This is a genomic window from Microvirga splendida, from assembly GCF_016427565.1.
GTDB lineage: Bacteria > Pseudomonadota > Alphaproteobacteria > Rhizobiales > Beijerinckiaceae > Microvirga > Microvirga splendida.
Window position 1 is genome coordinate 163,252 of the sequence record NZ_JAELXT010000004.1, and the last position, 19,622, is coordinate 182,873.

Consider the following 19,622-nt stretch of genomic DNA (forward strand, 5'->3'; position numbering starts at 1 on the left):
AGCCCGTGTAGTTAACGATCTCTGAATCTGACCAGAATGTGTCCAGGTGCCGCCAACATTGCGGCAAGCAACCGGAGGGGACAGTCATGGTCAATCTAGTCAAGCACGATCTCGAGTTCATCCTGAAGCAGATCAAAATCGCCGAAGCCCATGCAGCGGGGACGCCGCTCGATCAGATCCGCGTGGATGCTGCCGGGAACGTGGTCACCGACGGATCCGGGACCCCGGCCGTGCCGACGACGCTCTCCCCCTATGGCCTGCGCACCGTCGATGGCAGCTACAATAATATGGTCGCCGGGCGAAACGAATGGGGCGCGGCCGACGTAGAATTCCTGCGCATCACCAATCCGTACTGGCGCAATGACAATGATGGTGACAGCGTCACCTTCGGACAGGGATCGCCGAATGCCGTTACTTTCAGCGACGGCAACTACGGTGAGATGGGCCGGCCGTCGCCGCAGTCCATGGGGCTCGGAGGGGGAACGCTCGTCGATGCCGACCCGCGCATCATCTCCAACCTGATCGTCGACCAGACGCTGGATAATCCGGCTGCGATCTACGCCGCCTTGACCTATGCTGGCGTCACCGGTGCCGCCCTGATGCCGGCGCTGAACACGATCCGACTGGCCAAAGCCGCTCTTGATGCTGCGGAAGAGAGCGGCGATCCGGCTGCCATCGTTACCGCCGAGGGAGACCTCGCGGCTAAACTGGAGCAATACGGCGTCGTCGTCGAAAACGGCAGCGTTGTTCTCCCCAACGTGGCGCCGGACGAGGGCCTTTCGGCGCCTTACAACAGCTGGTTCACTCTCTTCGGCCAGTTCTTCGATCACGGTCTCGATCTTGTCCAGAAGGGCGGCAACGGCACGATCTACATCCCGCTCCAGCCGGACGATCCGCTCTACGTCGAGGGCAGCCCTACCAATTTTATGGTGCTCACCCGCTCACCGACAGACGCCAAGAACACGACGACGGCTTGGGTCGACCAGAACCAGACCTACAGTTCCCATTCGTCGAAGCAACTCTTCATGCGGGAGTATGAAGCGACTCCCGATGGACCGGTTGCGACCGGAAATCTGCTTTCGGGCACACGAGGAATGCCGACTTGGGCCGAAGTGAAGTGGCAGGCTGAGCATGTTCTCGGCATCAAGCTTACCGACGCCGATGTCACGAACATCCCGCTCTTCGTCATGGACGAATACGGCAACTTCATTCCAGGTGACCGTGGCTATCCGCAGATCGTCATGAGCTTCGGCGCCGACAACCTGCCGGGCGGCACGGGTGCCAACGCCGACGTGATCGTGGAAGGGGACCCGGCAGCCCCGATCTCGACCGCAGGCGCCATCCGGACAGGCCACGCCTTCCTGGATGACATAGCGCATGCAGCGGCTCCTATGAATGACCGCGGCCAGAAGATGTACGCCGACGATGACGGCGTAATAGGGGTTGGTCAGACCCTCGTTGACAATCCCAACTTCGACCCGAGCCTGCCGGAAGGCTCGACCAACCAGCGGTACCTGGGTGCGATCAACCCGGACTTCAACCCTAATCTTCCGGTCAGTTCGCAAAACCCGCAATACATCCCTCTCTCGCGCTTCTACGATAGCGAGATGCTCGATGCTCACTACATCACCGGCGACGGGCGCGGCAACGAGAACATCGGTCTTTCCGCAGTCCACCATGTCTTTCACTCGGAGCACAACCACGTTGTTGAGCAGGTGAAGGCCAAGGCCCTTGAGTCTGGGGACGTCGCCTTCCTGAACGAGTGGCTTCGCGAGCCGGTCGCCGCCATACCTACGACCCAGGAGGGCCTTGATGCGCTCAAATGGGACGGTGCGCGTCTGTTCCAAGCAGCGCGCTTCACGACCGAGATGCAGTATCAGCACCTGGTGTTCGAGGAGTTCGCCCGCAAAGTCCAGCCGGACGTCGATGCCTTCGTGTTCAACGCATCGGTGGACGTCAATCCGGGAATCTTTGCCGAGTTCGCCCACGTTGTTTACCGCTTCGGCCACTCGATGCTTCGTGAGACGGTCGACCTCATCGACAACGACGGCAATCTCAATGAGATGAAGCTGTTTGACGCCTTCCTGAATCCGCTGGCATTCGGGTCGGATACGGTCTCCCACGATCAGGCTGCAGGCGCAATCGTTCGCGGCATGACCAGCCAAGTCGGCAACGAGATCGACGAGTTCGTCACCGGCGTGCTCCGGAATCAGCTCCTCGGCATCCCGCTCGACCTCGCGGCACTCAACATTGCCCGTGGCCGCGACACCGGGATCCCGCCGCTGAACCAGGCTCGTCGTGAGTTCCAGGTGAAGGCGAACGGGGATACCCAGCTCGATCCCTACACCAGCTGGTCCGATTTCGCGCTCAACCTGAAGAACCCGGCCTCGATCGTGAACTTCATCGCAGCCTATGGCACGCATGCGTCGATAACGTCCGCCACGACGGCGGAACAGAAGCGCGATGCGGCTATGGCTCTGGTCTTTGGAGACGGCGACGATAGTAACGGAATCAACATCCGCGGTGTGAATTACACCGACCGCCTGGATTTCCTGAACGCGACTGGTGCATATGCAGGAGGAAAGCTCGGCGGCCTCGAGGATGTTGACCTCTGGGTCGGCGGCATGGCCGAGAAGAAGATGGCGTTCGGCGGCATGCTGGGCTCGACCTTCTCGTTCATCTTCGAGCTCCAGCTTGAAAACCTGCAGAACGGCGACCGCTTCTACTACCTGTCGCGCGTCCAGGGTCTGAACTTCCTGAACGAGCTGGAAAATAACTCCTTCGCCAAGATGGTGCTCAACAACACCGACCTTGGGGAGTTGGGCTACGCACTGCCCGGCGACATCTTCTCGGTGCCTGACCATGTCCTCTATGTCGACAAGGCAATGCAGGACAAGTTCAAGTATGTCGATCCCAAACACGACGATCCCTACCTCGAGGCCGTTTCGAAGCTTGTCGAGCGTCTCGACACGAACGGTGATGGAGTCGTCGATTATCTCCGCTACAACGGCCTCGATCACGTTCTCATGCAGGGCACGAACAATGCCGAGAAGATCGTAGCCGGCGGCGGTGACGACTCGGTCTGGGGTCTGGGTGGCGACGATACCATCGAGGCAGGGTACGGGGTCGACAAGATCCATGGTGGCAAGGGCAACGACATCATCACCAATTCCGGCACGGATATCGGTGAAGTCGACATGCTCCACGGCGAGGAGGGCGATGACGTCATCCATGGCGGCAGCGGCATGGCCCTGGTCTTCGGCAACGAAGGGAGTGACTACCTGATCGCCGGACCCGACGGCAAGGAGGTGTTCGGTGGCCTCGGCAACGACTTCATCCTCGGCGGCGAGGGCGGTGACTTCCTCCTCGGCAACGAGGGCGACGACTGGATCGAGGCTGGCGATGGCTTTGATACGACCGCCGGCGACAACTCCGAGCTGAACTTCAACTCCACCATCATCGGTCACGACGTCATGTTTGCCGGTGAGAACGAGCATGATTTCGACGCCGAATCCGGCGACGACATCATGGTTCAGGGCGAAAGCGTCATGCGCAACGAGGGCATGTTCGGCTTCGACTGGGCTATCCACAAGTTCAACTCGGAAAATGCCGACTCGGACCTGCTGACGCCGATCTTCACCACTGACGAAGCCGACATTCTCCGCGACCGCTTCGACCAGGTCGAGGCTCTCTCGGGTTGGGACAACAATGACGTGCTGAAGGGCGACAACCGCTCGGAGTTCGGTGATGGCGAGGCCCCTCCAATCCCGGGTGCCAATGTGGAAGCCTCGGACTTCAGCAACAACGAACTCACGCAGGAGGGTATCGATCGAATCGCTAACCTTAGGGCGCTCCTGGGCGACTTCGCAAAGCCCGAAACCGGCAATCCGAATGATGTCGGCTTCGTATCCGGCAACATCCTTCTCGGCGGCGGCGGCAATGACGTCATCGAGGGACGTGGCGGCGACGACGTCATCGATGGCGACAGCTGGCTCAACGTCCGCATCCGGATCATGCACAATGGAACGGAATACACAGCCGAGCAGATGAATGGGAAGGTCTACCTCGCTACCGACTTCGTGAACGGGAAGCTGGTCGAGGATCCCAATCAGGAGCCGGGGTTTGGCGGTAGGACGCTCAACACGCTGATGCTTACGGGCGTGCTCAAGCCAAGCCAGCTCTCGATCGTCCGCGAGATTGTGAAGGCCGATGGTGCCGGTTCCAACGACGTCGCTGTCTACTGGGACGTGGTGGAGAACTACACCTTCGCCAGAAACGCGGACGGTTCGGTGAGGGTCTCCCATACGGGCTTCGACGCGAACGACGTACCGGCGGGGACGAACCTCGTGTCCGACGGCACCGACAAGCTGTGGAACATCGAGAAGCTGCGCTTCTCCGACGGAAACGGCGGCACGGTGGAGTACGACATCAACCAGCTGATCAACGTCCCGGCGGCCGGCGCACCTGTCATCAGCGACCTCACCCCGACCGAGGGGCAGACGCTGACGGTGGACACGAGCGGCATCCAGGATGAGAACGGGATCCCGGCCAACACGGTCTTCACCTACCAGTGGCAGGTCATGGGGATCAATGACTGGGAGAACATCGCTGGTGCAACCAACGCCACCTTCACGCCGGTAGACGCAGCAGGAACTGCTTTCGGGCCGCAGGCTGGCCGTCAGCTCCGGGTTGTTGTGAGCTTTACGGATACTTTCGGTAACCAGGAAACCGTCGTTTCGGCGGCTACAGGACCGGTTGGCGTTAACTGGACGGGCAATGCAGCCACTAACAATACCTTTAACGGTACAAGCGGCGATGACATAGCCAATGGAGTCGACCCATTCCTGGGTTTCATCGGCGGCAGCGATACGTTGAACGGTGGGGCTGGCAATGACATCCTGAACGGCAATGGCGGTAACGATGACTTGAGCGGCGGCGCAGGTGACGACGCGCTGAATGGCGGCGGCGGGACCGATGAAGCCGTCTTTGCCGGACAGGTTTCGAACTACGACTTCGGTCTCAATGCATCCGGTCAGCTGACCGTGACGGATCGAACCGGAGCAGAAGGAACCGACACGCTCACGGGAATTGACCAGCTGCGCTTTGCCGGGGCGACCTATACCCTGGTCAACGGCAATGACACTGGCCAAACCCTTGAAGGCGGTAGCGGCTTCTTTAACAACAACCGCGTCGATATCCTTCTCGGGCACGGCGGCAACGATGTGCTCATCGGCAACGGCGGCAACGACATTCTTGTGGGCGGTGCCGGAAATGATGTGGTCAATGCCGGAAGCGGCAATGACCTGATCATCCAGGGCAGCACCGACGGCAGGGATCGCATCGATGGCGGAACCGGTGTCGATACCTACCAGCTTAACGGTTCGGAAGGAGCGGAGATCTTCCGTGTCTATTCCCGGGCTGCATGGCTGGCTATTCCCGGCAACACGGTGGGGCAGATCAACGGCCTTACCGAGATCGTGATCACACGGGGCGGCAGCGACAATGCATCCATCATTGCCGAGCTCGACAACATCGAGGAGATCCGGATCAACACGCTCCAGGTTACGTCTCCGGTTGGCGTGCCTCCGGGCGGGACAGGGAGCAACGCTGGCGACACAATCGAGGTCATCGGCAGCTTCAACGGCACGAGCCTGAACTTCAGCACCATCACGATCGACGGCAACAGCGGAGACGACACTGTCGACATCTCCTCCTTGCAGTCGGCGCACCGGATCGTGTTCAAGTCCAACGGCGGCAACGACACCATCGTCGGCACGCTGCGGTCCCAGGACGTGATCGAGCTGGCACCGGGGCTGGAGATCGGCGACTACACCAAAATCGTCAACGAGAACGGCACCGTTACCTGGAAGAGCGCAACTCACTCCGTCACCTACATGAGCGACGGGAACCCCATTCTCAAGGAACATGAGGATGAAGATGACGACAATCCTGAAGGCAACGACAAGCCCATCGTTAATGACGAACGCTTCACGGTCAGGAAAGGAGAGGTGCTCAATCTGACGGTTGCGCAGCTGCTCGCCAACGATGTCGATCCCGACGGTGGGGAGCTCTCGATTGTCGAACTCGACGAGGACGAGCACGGAACGGCGGTTCTCAACAGCGACGGGACCATCACCTTCACGCCCAGGTTCGGCTTCACCGGCGAGGCATCCTTCACCTACATGGTGTCGGACGGCCAGGGCGGCTACACGGAAGGCAAGGTGTCTATCACCGTCGAGAAGCCTGCTCCGATGGCGGTCAATGGTGGTCGCGGCAACGATCGCCTCAACGGTGATGACGCCAACGACCACATCAAGGGCGGCAACGGACGCGACCATCTCGATGGCGGCGCCGGCGCCGACAGGATGTGGGGCGGACGCGGCAACGACGTCTATATCGTCGATGATCGCGGCGACCGGGTCTACGAGAGCAAGAACCAGGGCATCGACACGGTGAAGGCGAGCGTGTCCTACTCCTTGGCCGGAACTCACGTCGAGAAGCTCGTCCTGACCGGATCGGCCAACCTGAACGGCACGGGCAATGGTCTCAACAACAGCCTCATCGGCAACAGCGGAGACAACGTGCTCAAAGGCGGCGGCGGTCACGACACGCTCAAGGGCATGTCGGGCAACGACAAGCTCTACGGCGGGTCTGGCAACGACCGGCTCGAGGGCCGTCGAGGCGACGACTATCTCGATGGCGGCAGCGGCATGGATCGTCTCTACGGCGGTTCGGGCGATGACCACCTCAAGGGCAGATCGGGCGACGATCGTCTGAATGGCGGTTCCGGCAACGACCGGCTCGACGGCGGCGGCGGCAACAACCGGCTCACGGGTGGATCGGGCGACGACGTCTTCGTATTCGACAAGAAGCACGGCACAGACGTTGTTACGGACTTCCGCGTCGGTCATGACAGGATCGATGTCAGCGATCTCTCTGGCGTCAACTCCATGGCAGATGTGACCTTCATGAACACCACGCAGGGTATCGCGATCGCTCATGCCTCAGCGATCCTCGTCCTGAACGGTGTCAAGGAATCCGATCTCGACAGCAGCGACTTCATCTTCTGACGCTGACTCGACATCGGTGCGACCCCGCCGGGAGCTATGCCCCCCAAAGCTCCCGGCGGGGTTACCCAGACAAGTCCGGTGCCTCGGCAGGCACCCCTGTGATGCAAACTTCCCAAGGTACAAGTCGATGACCAGCCCCCTCAAGAAACGTCTCAGTCTCATGGCCTCCTGTCGCGGTGCCTTCCTGGGCGTCGCAGTGTTGAGCGGCCTGATCAACCTGCTTTACCTCTCCGGCTCCATCTTCATGATGGAGGTCTACGACCGGGTGCTTCCCAGCCAGAGCATTCCGACGCTCGTCGGCCTCTCCGTCATCATCGTGGTGCTCTACCTCTTTCAAGGTCTCTTCGATGCACTCCGCGGCCGGATCATGGCCCGCGTCGGTGCCGCGGTCGACGAAGACCTGAGCCAGCAGATCTTCCAGGGACAGCTCAAGGCGCCTCTCAAGGGCAAGGTCGAGGGCGACGGGCAGCAGCCCCTGCGCGATCTCGACCAGCTGCGGGCGTTCCTTGCCGGCGGCGGACCATCCGCGCTCTTCGACCTGCCGTGGATGCCGCTGTACCTGTTCATCTGCTTCGCCTTCCATCCCTGGATCGGCCTTGCGGCCCTGGGCGGCGCGTGCCTTCTCGTGGTGCTCACTCTGCTGACCGAGGTGCTGACCAAGGACGCTTCGAGGTCCGCAGTGAGCGCAGCGCTGGTCCGCAACGGGATCTCCGAGGGTGCCCGCCGCAATGCGGAGGTCGTACAGGCCATGGGTATGGCGCAGCGGATCGGCGTGCGCTGGGGCGATGCCAATGCCAGCTACCTGGCGCACCAGCAGCGCGCATCCGACGTGGCGGGCGGATTCGGCGCCATGTCAAAGGTTCTGCGCATGCTGCTGCAATCCATGGTGCTCGCGATCGGCGCCTATCTGGTCATCGACGGTCAGGCGACAGGCGGTATCATGATCGCAAGCTCGATCCTCACGTCACGGGCCATGGCCCCGGTCGAACTCGCTATCGGCAACTGGAAGGGCTTCGTCAGCGCCCGCCAGGGCTGGCGCCGGCTCACGACGCTCCTCGAAGCCAATGCCCGCGCCGACGAACCGCTAAAGTTGCCCGCCCCCCGGTCCGTCCTTTCCATCGAGAATGCCGGCGCCGGAGCGCCCGGCGGGCAGAGGTTCTCAGTGCAGGACGTGTCGTTCGAGCTGAAGGCCGGCAGCGGTCTGGGCATCATCGGCCCGAGCGCCTCGGGAAAGTCCTCGCTCGCCCGCATGCTGGTCGGCGTGTGGCCGACCTGGCGCGGCAAGGTTCGCTTCGACGGTGCCGCCGTCGAGCAATGGCTGCCGGAGGATCTGGGGCACCACATCGGCTACCTGCCGCAGGACGTGGAACTCTTCGCCGGAACCGTGGCTCAGAACATTGGGCGCTTCCATCCGGAGCCTAAGGCGGAGGCGATCATCGCCGCCGCCAAGGCCGCCAACGTCCACGAGATGATCCTGCAACTGCCGGACGGCTACGAGACGCAGGTGGGCGAGGCGGGAGCGGCCCTGTCCGGCGGACAGCGCCAGCGCATCGCTCTGGCTCGCTCCCTATACGGCGATCCCTTCCTGGTGGTGCTCGACGAGCCCAACTCGAACCTCGACAGCGAGGGTGAGCAGGCCCTCACAGCCGCGATCATGGGCGTCCGGGCGAGGGGCGGCGTCGTGGTGGTCATCGCCCATCGGCCGAGTGCCCTTGCCGGTGTCGATCTGGTGCTCGTGATGGGCGAAGGCCGGATGCAGAGCTTCGGCCCGAAGGACGAAGTTCTGAGCAAGGTGCTGCGCCCGGTTCCGGCTCCGCAAAGCGCCGAGCCGCGGGTGGCGACCGCCACATCGCTGAAAGCCGTCTAGGATCTGGGGGAACGTCATGAAGTCCAAGCAAACAAGTGCCCGCGCTGCGATCCGCCGCTATTCGCTGGTGGGCCTCTCATCCGCCTTCTTCCTCGTCGGCGGTCTCGGCGGCTGGGCGGCCGTCACGGAGCTCTCCGGTGCCGTGGTGGCGCCGGGCGCCATCGTGGTCGACACCTACGTCAAGAAGGTTCAGCATCCCACCGGCGGCGTCGTCGGTGAGATCCTCGCCCGCGACGGCGACCGGGTGAGGGCCGGCGATGTTGTCGTCCGCCTCGACGAAACGGTGGCGCGGGCAAGCCTCGCGATGGTTTCCAAGAGCCTCGACGAGCTGGCAGCCCGCCAGAGCCGGCTCGAAGCCGAGCGCGACGGATCGGAGCAGGTCGTGTTCCCCGCCGCATTCAAGAGCCGCCTAGACGACCCGGAGCTTGCAAGCCTCATCCAGGGCGAGATCAACGTGTTCCGGGATCGCCGCGAGGCTCGCGCCGGCCAGAAGGCGCAGCTCCATGAACGCATTTCCCAGCTGCAGGAGCAGATCGACGGCCTCAAGCTGCAGGCCTCCGCGAAGGGCGATGAGATCCAGCTGATTCAGGACGAGCTGACCGGCGTCGAGCAGCTTTGGAAGAAGAACCTTGTTCCGATCACCCGCGTGACCTCTCTCAAGCGCGAGGAGACGCGGCTGCGGGGCGAGCGCGGGCAGCTCATCTCGAACATCGCGCAGGCCAAAGGCCGCATCAGCGAAACCTCGCTCCAGATCCTTCAGATCGATCAGGACCTCAGGAGCGAAGTGTCGAAGGAGCTGCGTGACGTCCAGGCCAAGGTGGCGGAGCTCGTGGAGCGCAAGACCACGGCCGAGGATCAGCTCAAGCGCATCGACATCCGTGCGCCGCAGGATGGCTTTGTGCACCAGTCGATCGTGCATACGGTCGGCGGCGTGATCAATCCCGGTGAGCCGGTGATGCTGATCGTGCCCGAGGCGGACGAGTTGTCCATCGAGGTGAAGGTCCTGCCGCAGGATATCGACCAGCTCCGGCCGGGCCTGGACACGGTCCTGCGCATGTCGGCCTTCAACCAGCGGACCACCCCGGAGCTGAAGGGCAAGGTAAGCATGATCGCGGCCGACCTGGTGACGGATCAGCGTTCGGGCGTGCAGTATTATCCGGTGCGCGTGGCCTTTGCGGACGGCGAGCGGGAGCGTCTCGGCAATCTGAAGCTGGTCCCCGGCATGCCCGTGGAGGGGCTGATCCAGACCGGTTACCGCACGGTGTTCTCGTACCTGACGAAGCCCGTTGCCGACAACATGGCCAAGGCCTTCCGCGAGGAGTGAGCCTAGAGGGATCGGGGCGTCAAAGTCCCGATCCCTCTTGCTGTCCCTCAGCTGATCGTCGCGACGCTCATGTCCCCCTGTTCGGACAGGCGAGGCCCGAACTGCGAGGTGCTGATGGTCGGACGGCCGGTGATGAGTTCTGCGCAACGGCTTCCGAGCATCATTGCGGGCGCATTCGTGTTGCCCGCATTGATGTTGGGCATGGCCGAGAGGTCGCAGACCCGCAGGTTCTCGACGCCACGAACGCAAAGCCGTGAGTCGAGAACGGCCATGGAGTCGCTGGCTGTGCCCATCCGGCAGGTTCCGCTGGGATGATAGTTGGTTTTCACGAAGCGGCGGCAATGCTTCATGATCGCCTCGTCGCTGAGGTCGCCGGGATCGGGAATCGAGACGCGCTCGATCCGCTCGGCCAGGGGCGTGGTCTGGAACGCGCGGATGAAGAAGCGCTGCCCGTCGATCATCGCCCTGGCGTCATCAGGGTGGCTCAGCAGATTGGGCGAGACCAGCGGCATGTCGTCGGGATCGGCCGAGCGCAGGCGAACATAGCCGCGCGATTTGGGCTTCACCACGACGGTGGTGATGGTCAGGCCGTAGGTGTCCTCGACGAGATCGAGCGTATCCCTGTCGAGATAAACGATGGGCACGCAGAAGGCCTGGATCGTCGGCTCTCCCTCTGGATCGGCCGGGTTCACGAAGGCGCCAGCCTCCACGCCGGCCGAGAGGATCGGGCCTGAGCCGAACAGCCGGAAGTGGATGCCGTTGAGCAGCATCCGCCAGCCGACGCCCTGCTTGTAGTAGCCGTAGGGTCCGTTCGCCTTGGCGATCAGCGGCACCTCCGGATGGTCGATGAGGTTCTCGCCGACACCGGGCAAATCGGCCAAGCAGTCAATACCGTGCTCGCGCAGCTGATCGGCCGGGCCTATCCCTGAGAGCATGAGGAGCTGCGGCGTGACGAGGGCGCCGGAGGCCAGGATCACCTCGCCATCGGCGTAGACCTGGTGGTCGACACCTTTGGCATCACGGTAGGTGACGCCAACGGCGCGCCCGTTATCGATCTCGATCTTGCGCACCCGCGACTGCAGGCGGATGACCAGGTTCGGATTGTCCGCGAGCGGCGCCAGGAACGCATAGGCCGCGCTGCTGCGCCGGCCGCGGCGGTTCATGAACTGGTAGAAGCCGACGCCGCGCTGCTTGGGCCCGTTGAAATCCGGATTGAACGGCTCGCCCAGGGCCTGGATGGCCTGCACGAACCAGCGCGACATGTCGTTGATGTGTCCGGGGTCCGACACCAGCAGCGGCCCGTCGGCGCCATGCAGCTCGTTGTAGAGCCTGTTGTTGCCTTCCATGGTGCGGAAATGGGGCAGGACATCCGCCCAGCTCCAGCCCGGATAGTCGTTCTCCCCATGGAGCATCTCGTGCCACTCGTCGTAATCGGACGGGCGGCCGCGCATGTAGACCTGCGCGTTGACCGAGGAGCCCCCGCCGAGCACGTTGGCCTGCGGGATGTCGTGAACGCGACCGCCCAGATGCTCCTGCGGCACCGTGTGATGATAGCGCATGTATTTGCTGCCGTTGATCATCTTGAAGATGCCCGGCGGCATGTCGAGAAGTGGATGACGATGGGAATAGCCGCCCTCGAGGAGCAGGACGCGCCTGCCTTCGTTGACGAGCCGCGCGGCGGCTACGGAGCCCGAGGACCCGCCGCCCACGACGATATGGTCGAAACGCTCTTTCATTCCTGCATCCTGCTTCACGTTCGGCCAGGGGGATGTCCGATCCCTCAGGCTCTGATCTTGTCCAGGCCGTTCCAGTCGAAGGCGATCCCGTGGCCGGGACGGTCCGGCGCCAGGGCGAAGCCGTCCTCGATCTTCAGGGGCTCGGCAATGTAGCGCTCGAGTCCGAAACCATGGGCTTCCAGGTAGGAGCGGTTCGGACAGGCGGCGAGGAGATGCACGGTTACGTCATGGGCGCCATGGCTGGTGACCGGCAGATTGAAGGCCTCCGCCAGATGGGCGATCTTCATGAAGGGCGTGACCCCGCCGCAATTGGTCACGTCCGGTTCCGGATAGGTCACCGCACCGCCGGCTACGTAGAGCTTGAACTCCCACAGGGTGCGCAGATTCTCGCCGGCCGCGATCGGCAATCCGCCCTCACGGACGATGCGGGCATGGCCTGCCGGATCGTCGGGGATGGTCGGCTCCTCGAGCCAGGTGAGGTCGAAGGGTTGGAGCGCGCGCGCCGCACGGATGGCGCCGTCGACGCTCCATTTCATGTTCGCATCGACCATCAGGGGAAAGCCGGCGCCGAGATGCTCTCGCATCGCCTTCACGCGCTCGACGTCCTCGAACAGGTTGGTGCGGCCGACCTTCATTTTGATGGCGCGGAAGCCCTTTCCGAGATTGTCATCAGTCTGGCGCAGGAGCTTGTCGAGGGGCAGATCGAGATCGATGCCGCCGGCATAGCAGGGCACCTTAGGATCGAAGCCGCCAAGTGCCTTCCAGAGCGGGAGATTGGCGCGCTTTGCCTTGAGGTCCCAGAGCGCCATGTCGAAGGCCGAGAGTGCCAGGACCGTCGGGCCGCCGCGGCCACCGTAATGCAGAGCCCACCAGGCCTTGTGCCAGAGGCGCTCGACTTCGTCGGCCTCTTCGCCGTCCATGATCTCCGGCAACTCGCGGGCGAGGATCGTATCGATGGCGGCGCCGTTGCGACCGACCGTGAAGGTGTAGCCGACGCCTTCGGCGCCGTCCGCGTCGCGGATGCGCACCGTGTTCAGCTCGAAAGCGCGCATCTCGCCATGCATGGAGTCGGTCAGAACGGTCGGCAGCGGGATGCGGTAGAAGCCGGGTTCGATGGAGGTGATCCGGGGCATGGTTGTCCTTCGCTCTCTTGATGTTCAATATGCAGCCAGCGCTCAGGCCGTCTCTTCGGTGCGCATGCTCAGCCGCGCCTGGATGGCAACGACAAGCAGCAGGAATGCGCCGCGGATGACCGACTGCCAGTAGGCGGAGAGGCTGATCCAGCCGAGGCCGTTCTCGAAATTGAGGATGTTGAAGATCAGGCCGAGCAGGAGCACGCCGGCGAGCGTCGATCCGACGGAGCCGACGCCGCCCGTCAGCAGCGTGCCGCCGACGACCACGGCCGCGATGGCGAACAGCTCCCAGCCGACGCCTTCAATGGGCTGGCCGGCGCCGAACTGCGCTGCCAGGATGACGCCTGCGAGGCCCGCGAGACCGCCGCTCGCCAGATATACCAGCGCCTTCACGCGCTGGGCCGGCAGTCCCATGAGGCGGGCCGCATCCTCGTTGCCGCCGATAGCCAGGACGGTGCGGCCGAACGAGGTGAAGTTGAGAACGATTGAGGCCAGGAGATAGGCGACCAGCGCAATCCAGGCCGGAATGGGAAAGCCGAGGAAGTCGCCTTGTCCAAGCTCGATGAAACCGGTCTCGTAGGACACCGAGACCGACTGGTTGTCGGCCAGCAGCAGCGCGCAGCCGTTCGCGGCCAGCATCGTGGCCAGCGTGGCGATGAAGGGGAGGATGTTGAGCCGTGTTATGATGAAGGCATTGCATGCGCCGACCGCCAGCCCGGCCGCCAGCCCCCCGAGCAGCCCCGGTATGACGCCATAGGGGGAGAGCAGGGCGGCTACGACGCTGCCGAAAGCCGCCGTCGATCCCACCGAGAGATCGATGCCGCCGGTGATGATGACGAAGCACATCCCGAGTGCCACCAGGGCGAACATGCTGTTGTAGCGCAGGACCGAGAGCACGTTGAACGCGCCCAGGAAGTTCTCGTAGCGCAGCCAGCCGAACAGGATCAGGGCGACAAGGGCGAGAAGCACCCCGTAGCGCCCGATTCCCTGAAACAGCTTGAGCGAGGTTGTATGCATCGGCGACCTCAGCGATGGCTCTGCCGCTGGAGCCAGACGGCCAGCACGATGATGGCAGCCTTCGCCACAAGTGCGGCGGCATCGGGAACGCCGTTGGCGAGAAGCGTGTAGCGGACGAGCTGGATGATGAGCGCGCCGACCAGGGTGCCGATCACCGTCGCCCGGCCGCCAGTGAGGAGGGTGCCACCCACGGCGACCGCCGCGATGGCATCGAGCTCCATGCCGAGACCGACGAGGTTTGCATCCGCGGCGGAGTTGCGGGCGATGACGATCAGCCCCGCGATTCCGGAGAGAAAGCCGCTGATGAGGTAGACACGCTGCTTGACGGAGGCCACCGGAATGCCGGAGAGCCGGGCGGCCTTTTCGTTGCCGCCGATGGCAAGGATTTGCCGGCCGAAGACCGTGTGCCTCAGCATCCAGGCGGCCGCCACGACGACGACAATCATCAGGATGGCCTGGAACGGGATTCCGAAGACCCGCCCGAGCCCGATGAACTGGAAGCTTGGGAGGTTGAAAACCTGCAGGTTGCCGTTGGTGAAGACCTGGGCAATGCCGCGCCCGGCGATGAAAAGAACCAGGGTGGCGATGATCGGCTGGATGCGAAGACGGGTTATGAGCCAGCCGTTAAACCAGCCGAGCGCCGCCGCGACAAGGACAGGCACCACGAAGGCCAGCGCGATGCCGACGGCCGGGTGGGGCAGGGGAAACAGCTTGCCGAGGAAGATCAGCGGCGCCAGCGCGCCGGCAATCGCCATAAGGGCACCGACGGAGAGATCGATGCCGCCCGTGGCGATGACGAGGGTCATCCCCACGGCCACGATGACGATGGCGCAGACCTGGGTAAGGTTGACGTTGAGCGTCTGCCAGGTGGCGAAGTTCGGCGTGATGGCGAGGTTGACAAGGATGAGAAGAGCGAGGGCGATCCAGGCGCCGTGACGCGTCAGGATGGTCCTGAGATCGAAGCGAGACGCTCCTTGCGTCGGAGGCAGCGTGGTCGCCGTATCAGACATCGGCCGTCTCCCGGGCACCGTCATGCCCATGAGCCATCGCCGTCATGACACTCTGCTCGTTCACCGCGTCGCCCTCCAGCTCCGCCGCGGTGCGGCCGTCCCGCAGGACGAAGATGCGGCTCGCCGCTTCCACGACCTCCTCCAGCTCCGAGGAGATCATCAGGACGCCGAGGCCCTGTCCGGCCAGCTCCCGGATCAGGCCGAGGATCTCGGCCTTGGCCCCGACATCGATGCCGCGGGTGGGTTCGTCGAGAATGAGGAGCTTGGGGTTCATGCAGAGCCAGCGGGCAAGAAGCACCTTCTGCTGGTTGCCGCCGGAAAGCTCGCGGATCCGCTGTTCCGGCCCGGAGCAGCGGATGCCGAGGCGTTTGATGAAGCTGTCGACGATCTCGCGGCTGCGGGCCTCGTTCACGATTCCGCGGCGGGCCAGTTGCGGCATGAGCGCGAGCGTCAGGTTCTCGCGCACCGACATGTCGGGAATGATGCCTTCGAGCTTGCGGTCTTCCGAGCAGAAGCCCATGCCGGCGCGGATCGCATCCGAAGGCGCCGAGATGGCATTCTCGCGCCCGTCGAACGCGATGGTACCGGAATCCGGCCTATCCGCTCCGAACACGGCACGGACGGACTCCGTGCGGCCTGCGCCAAGGAGGCCGGCAAGACCGACGATCTCGCCGGGGCGAACCTCGAAGCTGACATCGCGGACCTTTCGGCCCATGGCGAGGTTGCGAACCTGCAGCACAGGCTCACGCGTGTCGTCTTCGCCCGTGTCATGGCCCTCATGGAGGACCTGTGACAGCTCGCGCCCCAGCATCGACGTGACCAGATCGAGGCGTGACAGGTCTGCCATCGGGGCGACCTGCACGGTGCGGCCGTCCCGCATGATGGTGACGCGGTCGCAGACGGCGTAGAGTTCGTCGAGCTTGTGGCTTACGAAGATCACCGATACGCCGGAGGCTTTCAGCTGCCGGATCACCTCGAACAGGACCTCGACCTCGCGCTCGTCGAGGGAGGATGTCGGCTCGTCCATGATGACGAGCTTGGCCTCGAAGCCGATGGCGCGGGCGATGGCGACCATCTGCTGGATGGCCGTCGGATAGACCATGAGCGGGCGCCGCACATCGATGTCGATATTGAACCGGGCGAGCAGAGCGCGGGCTTCCGTGTGCATGGCCGACCAGTCGAGGAGGCCGAAGCGCCGCTTCTCCCGGCCGAGGCAGATGTTTTCCGTCACGGACCGGTAGGGCACCAGGTTGATCTCCTGATAGATCGTGCTGATGCCGGCCCGCTGGGCTTCCTGTGGCGAGGAGAACGCCACAGGCCTGTCGTCGAACAGGACCTCGCCCGCACCCTTCCTGTAGTAGCCGGTGAGAATCTTGATCATCGTGGACTTGCCGGCACCGTTCTGGCCGATCAGCGCATGAACCTCGCCTTTCTCCACCACGAGCTCCGCCGAGCGCAGGGCCGGAATGCCGGCGAAGCGCTTGTCGATGCCATGCATGGAAAGAAGCGGCGCCATGGGAGGTCCGTTGCTGGCCTGTCAAACAAGGTTTGACGCTGCCTGCCCGGTCAGGAGCAGGCAGCGTTCAGATCAATATGCTTCGCCGATGAACTGCGCCGCATTGGACTTGTCGAAGAAGCGATCGGGCACGACCACCCAAGGCTCGATCTGCTCTCCCTTGGCGTAACGTGCCATCGTCTCGAAGGCCTTGGGGCCGAAGCGCGGGTTCGACTCGACGGTGGCGAGCATCTTGCCATCGGAAATCGCCTGGAGAGCATCGCGCGTGCCATCGACGGAAACGATGATCACGTCCTTGCCGGGCGTCTTGCCGGCGGCCTCCAGCGCGGCAATCGCCCCGATGGCCATCTCGTCGTTGTGGGCGTAGATGGCCGTCGCATCCGGGTGGGCTTGCAGCAGGGTCTCGGCCACTTGGCGGCCCTTGTCACGGGCGAAGTCACCCGACTGAGAGGCCACGACCTTCATGCCGGGATGAGCCTTGATGTAGTCCTCGAAGCCTTTGCGGCGGTCGTTCGCAGGGGAAGATCCGGTGGTGCCCTCAAGCTGGATGATCTTCGCGTTTCCGTTCATGGCCTTGGTCAAGGCTTCCGCGGCGCGCTTGCCCTGCTCGATGAAGTCCGAGCCGATGAACGTGACGTAGTCCCTGCCGGCTTTCGCGACGTTCTGATCGACGTTGCGGTCGAGAAGAACGACCGGAATGCCGGCGCGTTTGGCCGCCATGACGGCGGGGATCAGGGGCTTCTCCTCGCGGGGAGCCAGGAAGATCAGATCGACGCCCTGGGCGATCATCGAGTTGACGTCGGCGACCTGCTTGGCGGCGGAGCCGGCGGCATCGGTGTAGACGAGCTGATGCCCGAGCTTGGCGGCTTCGGCCTTCATGCTCTCCGTCTGCGCGATGCGCCATGGATTGTTCGACTCGGTCTGGGCAAAGCCGACCTTGTACTTGTCCTTCTGCTTCAGCTTGGGCAGCTCCTGCGCGGACACGCCGCCGAGGCCCAGGCTGAGGGCGGCGACACCTGTCGCGAGTGCAAGGAAAGTCCTTCTCAGCATCATCTTCCTCCATCAGGTTTTTGATGCCCCTTTGTTGGGGTTCTTGAGTCATTGCCGCAGCCCTTACGGCTGCGGGTCGTCACCAGCGGACGTAAGTGGTCTGCTTCCGCAGGTATCCGTCGAAACCGTATTTCCCGTCCTCGCCGCCGAGGCCCGAATGCTTCCAGCCGCTGTGGAAGCCTTGCACGAGCTCGCCGCACGGGCGATTGACGTAGAGCTCGCCGAAGGCAAGCTCACGCGAGAGCCGCATCACCCTGCGCAGATCGTTGGTGTAGACATAGGCCGACAGGCCGTAGCTGCTGTCGTTGGCGAAGCTCAGCGCCTGCTCGAAGCTGTCGACCGTCATGACCGGCGCAACCGGACCGAAGATCTCCCGCCGCATGACGGAAGCCTCGTTGCTGTCCACGCGCAGAACGGTAGGCTCGAACCAGTGGCCGCGGGAGAAATCTCCCTCGGTCAGCCTGCGCCCGCCTGCCAAGACTTCTGCACCGGCCGCGATAGCGTCGTTCACGATCTCCTCGACCTTGTCGACCTCGGGCCGGTTCACCTTCGGCCCCATGTCAGGGTTCGTCATGGGATCGGCAAGGCGCATCTGCTTCACGCGCGTCACGAACTTGTCGAGGAAGGGCTCTGCGATGGCTTTGTGCAGGTACATGCGTTCGTTGCAGGTGCAGATCTGCCCGCAATTGGTGAAGCGCGAGACGATCGCCGCTTCCACGGCCGCGTCGATGTCCGCGTCATCGAGAACGATGAACGGCGCCTTGCCGCCGAGTTCGAGGCGCACGACCTTGAGTTCATGAGCGCCGGCGGCATAGATCTCGCGTCCCGCACGGACGCTGCCCGTCATGGTGATCATGGCGCTGATGGGCGAGCGCACCAGCGCGTCGCCCACAATGCGCCCATCGCCCGTCACAACGTTGAGCACGCCTTTCGGGATTCCGACTTCGTGCGCGAGGCGGGCGATTTCGAGCGCCGACAGGGGGGTGGATTCGTGTCCCTTCACCACCATGGTGTTGCCGGCCACGAGGGCAGGGCCGATCTTTCGGGCAGCCAAGGCCGCCGGGTAGTTCCAGGCGGTCAGGCCGACAACCACCCCGAAGGGTACGCGGCGGATCCAGACCTCTTCGTTCTGGAAGTCCGACGGGAGAATGTCGCCTTCGATACGCCGTGCGCTCTCGGCGGCGAAGGTCAGGAAGGTGATGACGGCATCGATCTCGCCTTCGGCCTGGTTCAGGGGCTTACCCTGCTCCAGCACCACGATGCGGGCGAGGTGATCCTTGTCCCGCTTCACCGCCGCAGCGAGGTCGCTCACGTAACCGGCGCGGACGATCGGCGGCAGCGCAGCCCAAGCCGGTTGCGCGCGCTGCGCAGCCTCCAGCGCAGCCCTGGCGTCCTCGACCGTTCCCGCCGGGACGGAGGCAAAGACGGCTTCGTTGGCGGGGTTCTCGACCTCGGAGCGGCCTTCCGACCGGCCCTCGGTCCAGACGCCGTCGATATACATCTGGTAGTGGGTCACAGCCTCTTGGCGGCCGACCTGAATGGAGTTGGTCATGGCCGGGCCTCGCCAAATCCCCTCCAGGGGAACTGCGGGTCAGAGTTCGACAGCGGGGTGCCTTGTGTTGGCGTCACCAGTCTCTCTCCCTGTTTGCTCAAGCGGAGCAATGTCAAACCAAACGCCAGTTTCTGATCTATTTGGTTCGACCGAATTCAGGATGGTCAGACAGTCGCGAGCTGTCAAGGCTCATCGTTGCTGACCTTTTGGTTCCGATGATACGGGTTTGATGGTCGATTCAGGCGGATGTTGGGCGCGGCAGGCGTCAGTCAATAGATCTTGGTCGGACCATATGCTACGCTCACCTGCCCATAGATCAGCTTTGGCTGGCGCTGAATTCGTGCCAA

Annotated in this window: 10 protein-coding genes; 3 read left to right on the forward strand and 7 right to left on the reverse strand. The window is 63.5% G+C overall.

Features of this window, described 5'->3' with window-relative positions; all coding sequences use genetic code 11:
• The first annotated feature begins 86 nt into the window (after positions 1 to 86).
• From JAO75_RS06370 to JAO75_RS06380, 3 genes are all read left to right on the forward strand, one after another.
• Complete coding sequence (locus tag JAO75_RS06370) at positions 87 to 7,070, forward strand: peroxidase family protein (protein ID WP_199047621.1); 6,984 nt, start codon at positions 87 to 89, stop codon at positions 7,068 to 7,070.
• Positions 7,071 to 7,197: 127 nt separating this feature from the next.
• Positions 7,198 to 8,937 carry a type I secretion system permease/ATPase gene (locus tag JAO75_RS06375; protein ID WP_199047623.1) on the forward strand — a complete coding sequence of 580 codons (1,740 nt, stop codon included), beginning with the start codon at positions 7,198 to 7,200 and terminating at the stop codon, positions 8,935 to 8,937.
• A gap of 16 nt (positions 8,938 to 8,953) precedes the next feature.
• A complete protein-coding gene (locus JAO75_RS06380) occupies positions 8,954 to 10,261 on the forward strand; it encodes an HlyD family type I secretion periplasmic adaptor subunit (RefSeq protein WP_199047625.1) in 1,308 nt (435 codons plus the stop codon).
• 47 nt (positions 10,262 to 10,308) lie between these two features.
• Here JAO75_RS06380 and JAO75_RS06385 read toward each other — a convergent pair whose 3' ends face one another.
• The 7 genes from JAO75_RS06385 to aldA form a co-directional block, all read right to left on the reverse strand.
• Positions 10,309 to 11,997, reverse strand: a complete 1,689-nt coding sequence (locus JAO75_RS06385) for a GMC family oxidoreductase (protein WP_199047627.1) — start codon at positions 11,995 to 11,997, stop codon at positions 10,309 to 10,311.
• A gap of 44 nt (positions 11,998 to 12,041) precedes the next feature.
• A complete protein-coding gene (locus tag JAO75_RS06390; protein ID WP_199047629.1) occupies positions 12,042 to 13,130 on the reverse strand; it encodes a mandelate racemase/muconate lactonizing enzyme family protein in 1,089 nt (362 codons plus the stop codon).
• A gap of 42 nt (positions 13,131 to 13,172) precedes the next feature.
• Positions 13,173 to 14,147, reverse strand: a complete 975-nt coding sequence (locus JAO75_RS06395; RefSeq protein WP_199047631.1) for an ABC transporter permease — start codon at positions 14,145 to 14,147, stop codon at positions 13,173 to 13,175.
• Positions 14,148 to 14,155: 8 nt separating this feature from the next.
• Positions 14,156 to 15,157, reverse strand: a complete 1,002-nt coding sequence (locus tag JAO75_RS06400) for an ABC transporter permease (RefSeq protein WP_199047633.1) — start codon at positions 15,155 to 15,157, stop codon at positions 14,156 to 14,158.
• Positions 15,150 to 16,673, reverse strand: coding sequence for a sugar ABC transporter ATP-binding protein (locus JAO75_RS06405; protein ID WP_199047635.1), 1,524 nt, complete (start codon positions 16,671 to 16,673; stop codon positions 15,150 to 15,152). The genes JAO75_RS06400 and JAO75_RS06405 overlap by 8 nt, the downstream gene beginning before the upstream one ends.
• 72 nt (positions 16,674 to 16,745) lie before the next feature.
• Positions 16,746 to 17,726: an ABC transporter substrate-binding protein gene (locus JAO75_RS06410; RefSeq protein WP_199047637.1), complete on the reverse strand. Its 981-nt coding sequence runs from the start codon at positions 17,724 to 17,726 to the stop codon at positions 16,746 to 16,748.
• A gap of 76 nt (positions 17,727 to 17,802) precedes the next feature.
• The gene (gene aldA / locus JAO75_RS06415; RefSeq protein WP_199047639.1) at positions 17,803 to 19,275 is read right to left on the reverse strand and encodes an aldehyde dehydrogenase; all 1,473 of its coding nucleotides are present in this window, start codon (positions 19,273 to 19,275) and stop codon (positions 17,803 to 17,805) included.
• Positions 19,276 to 19,622 lie beyond the last annotated feature (347 nt).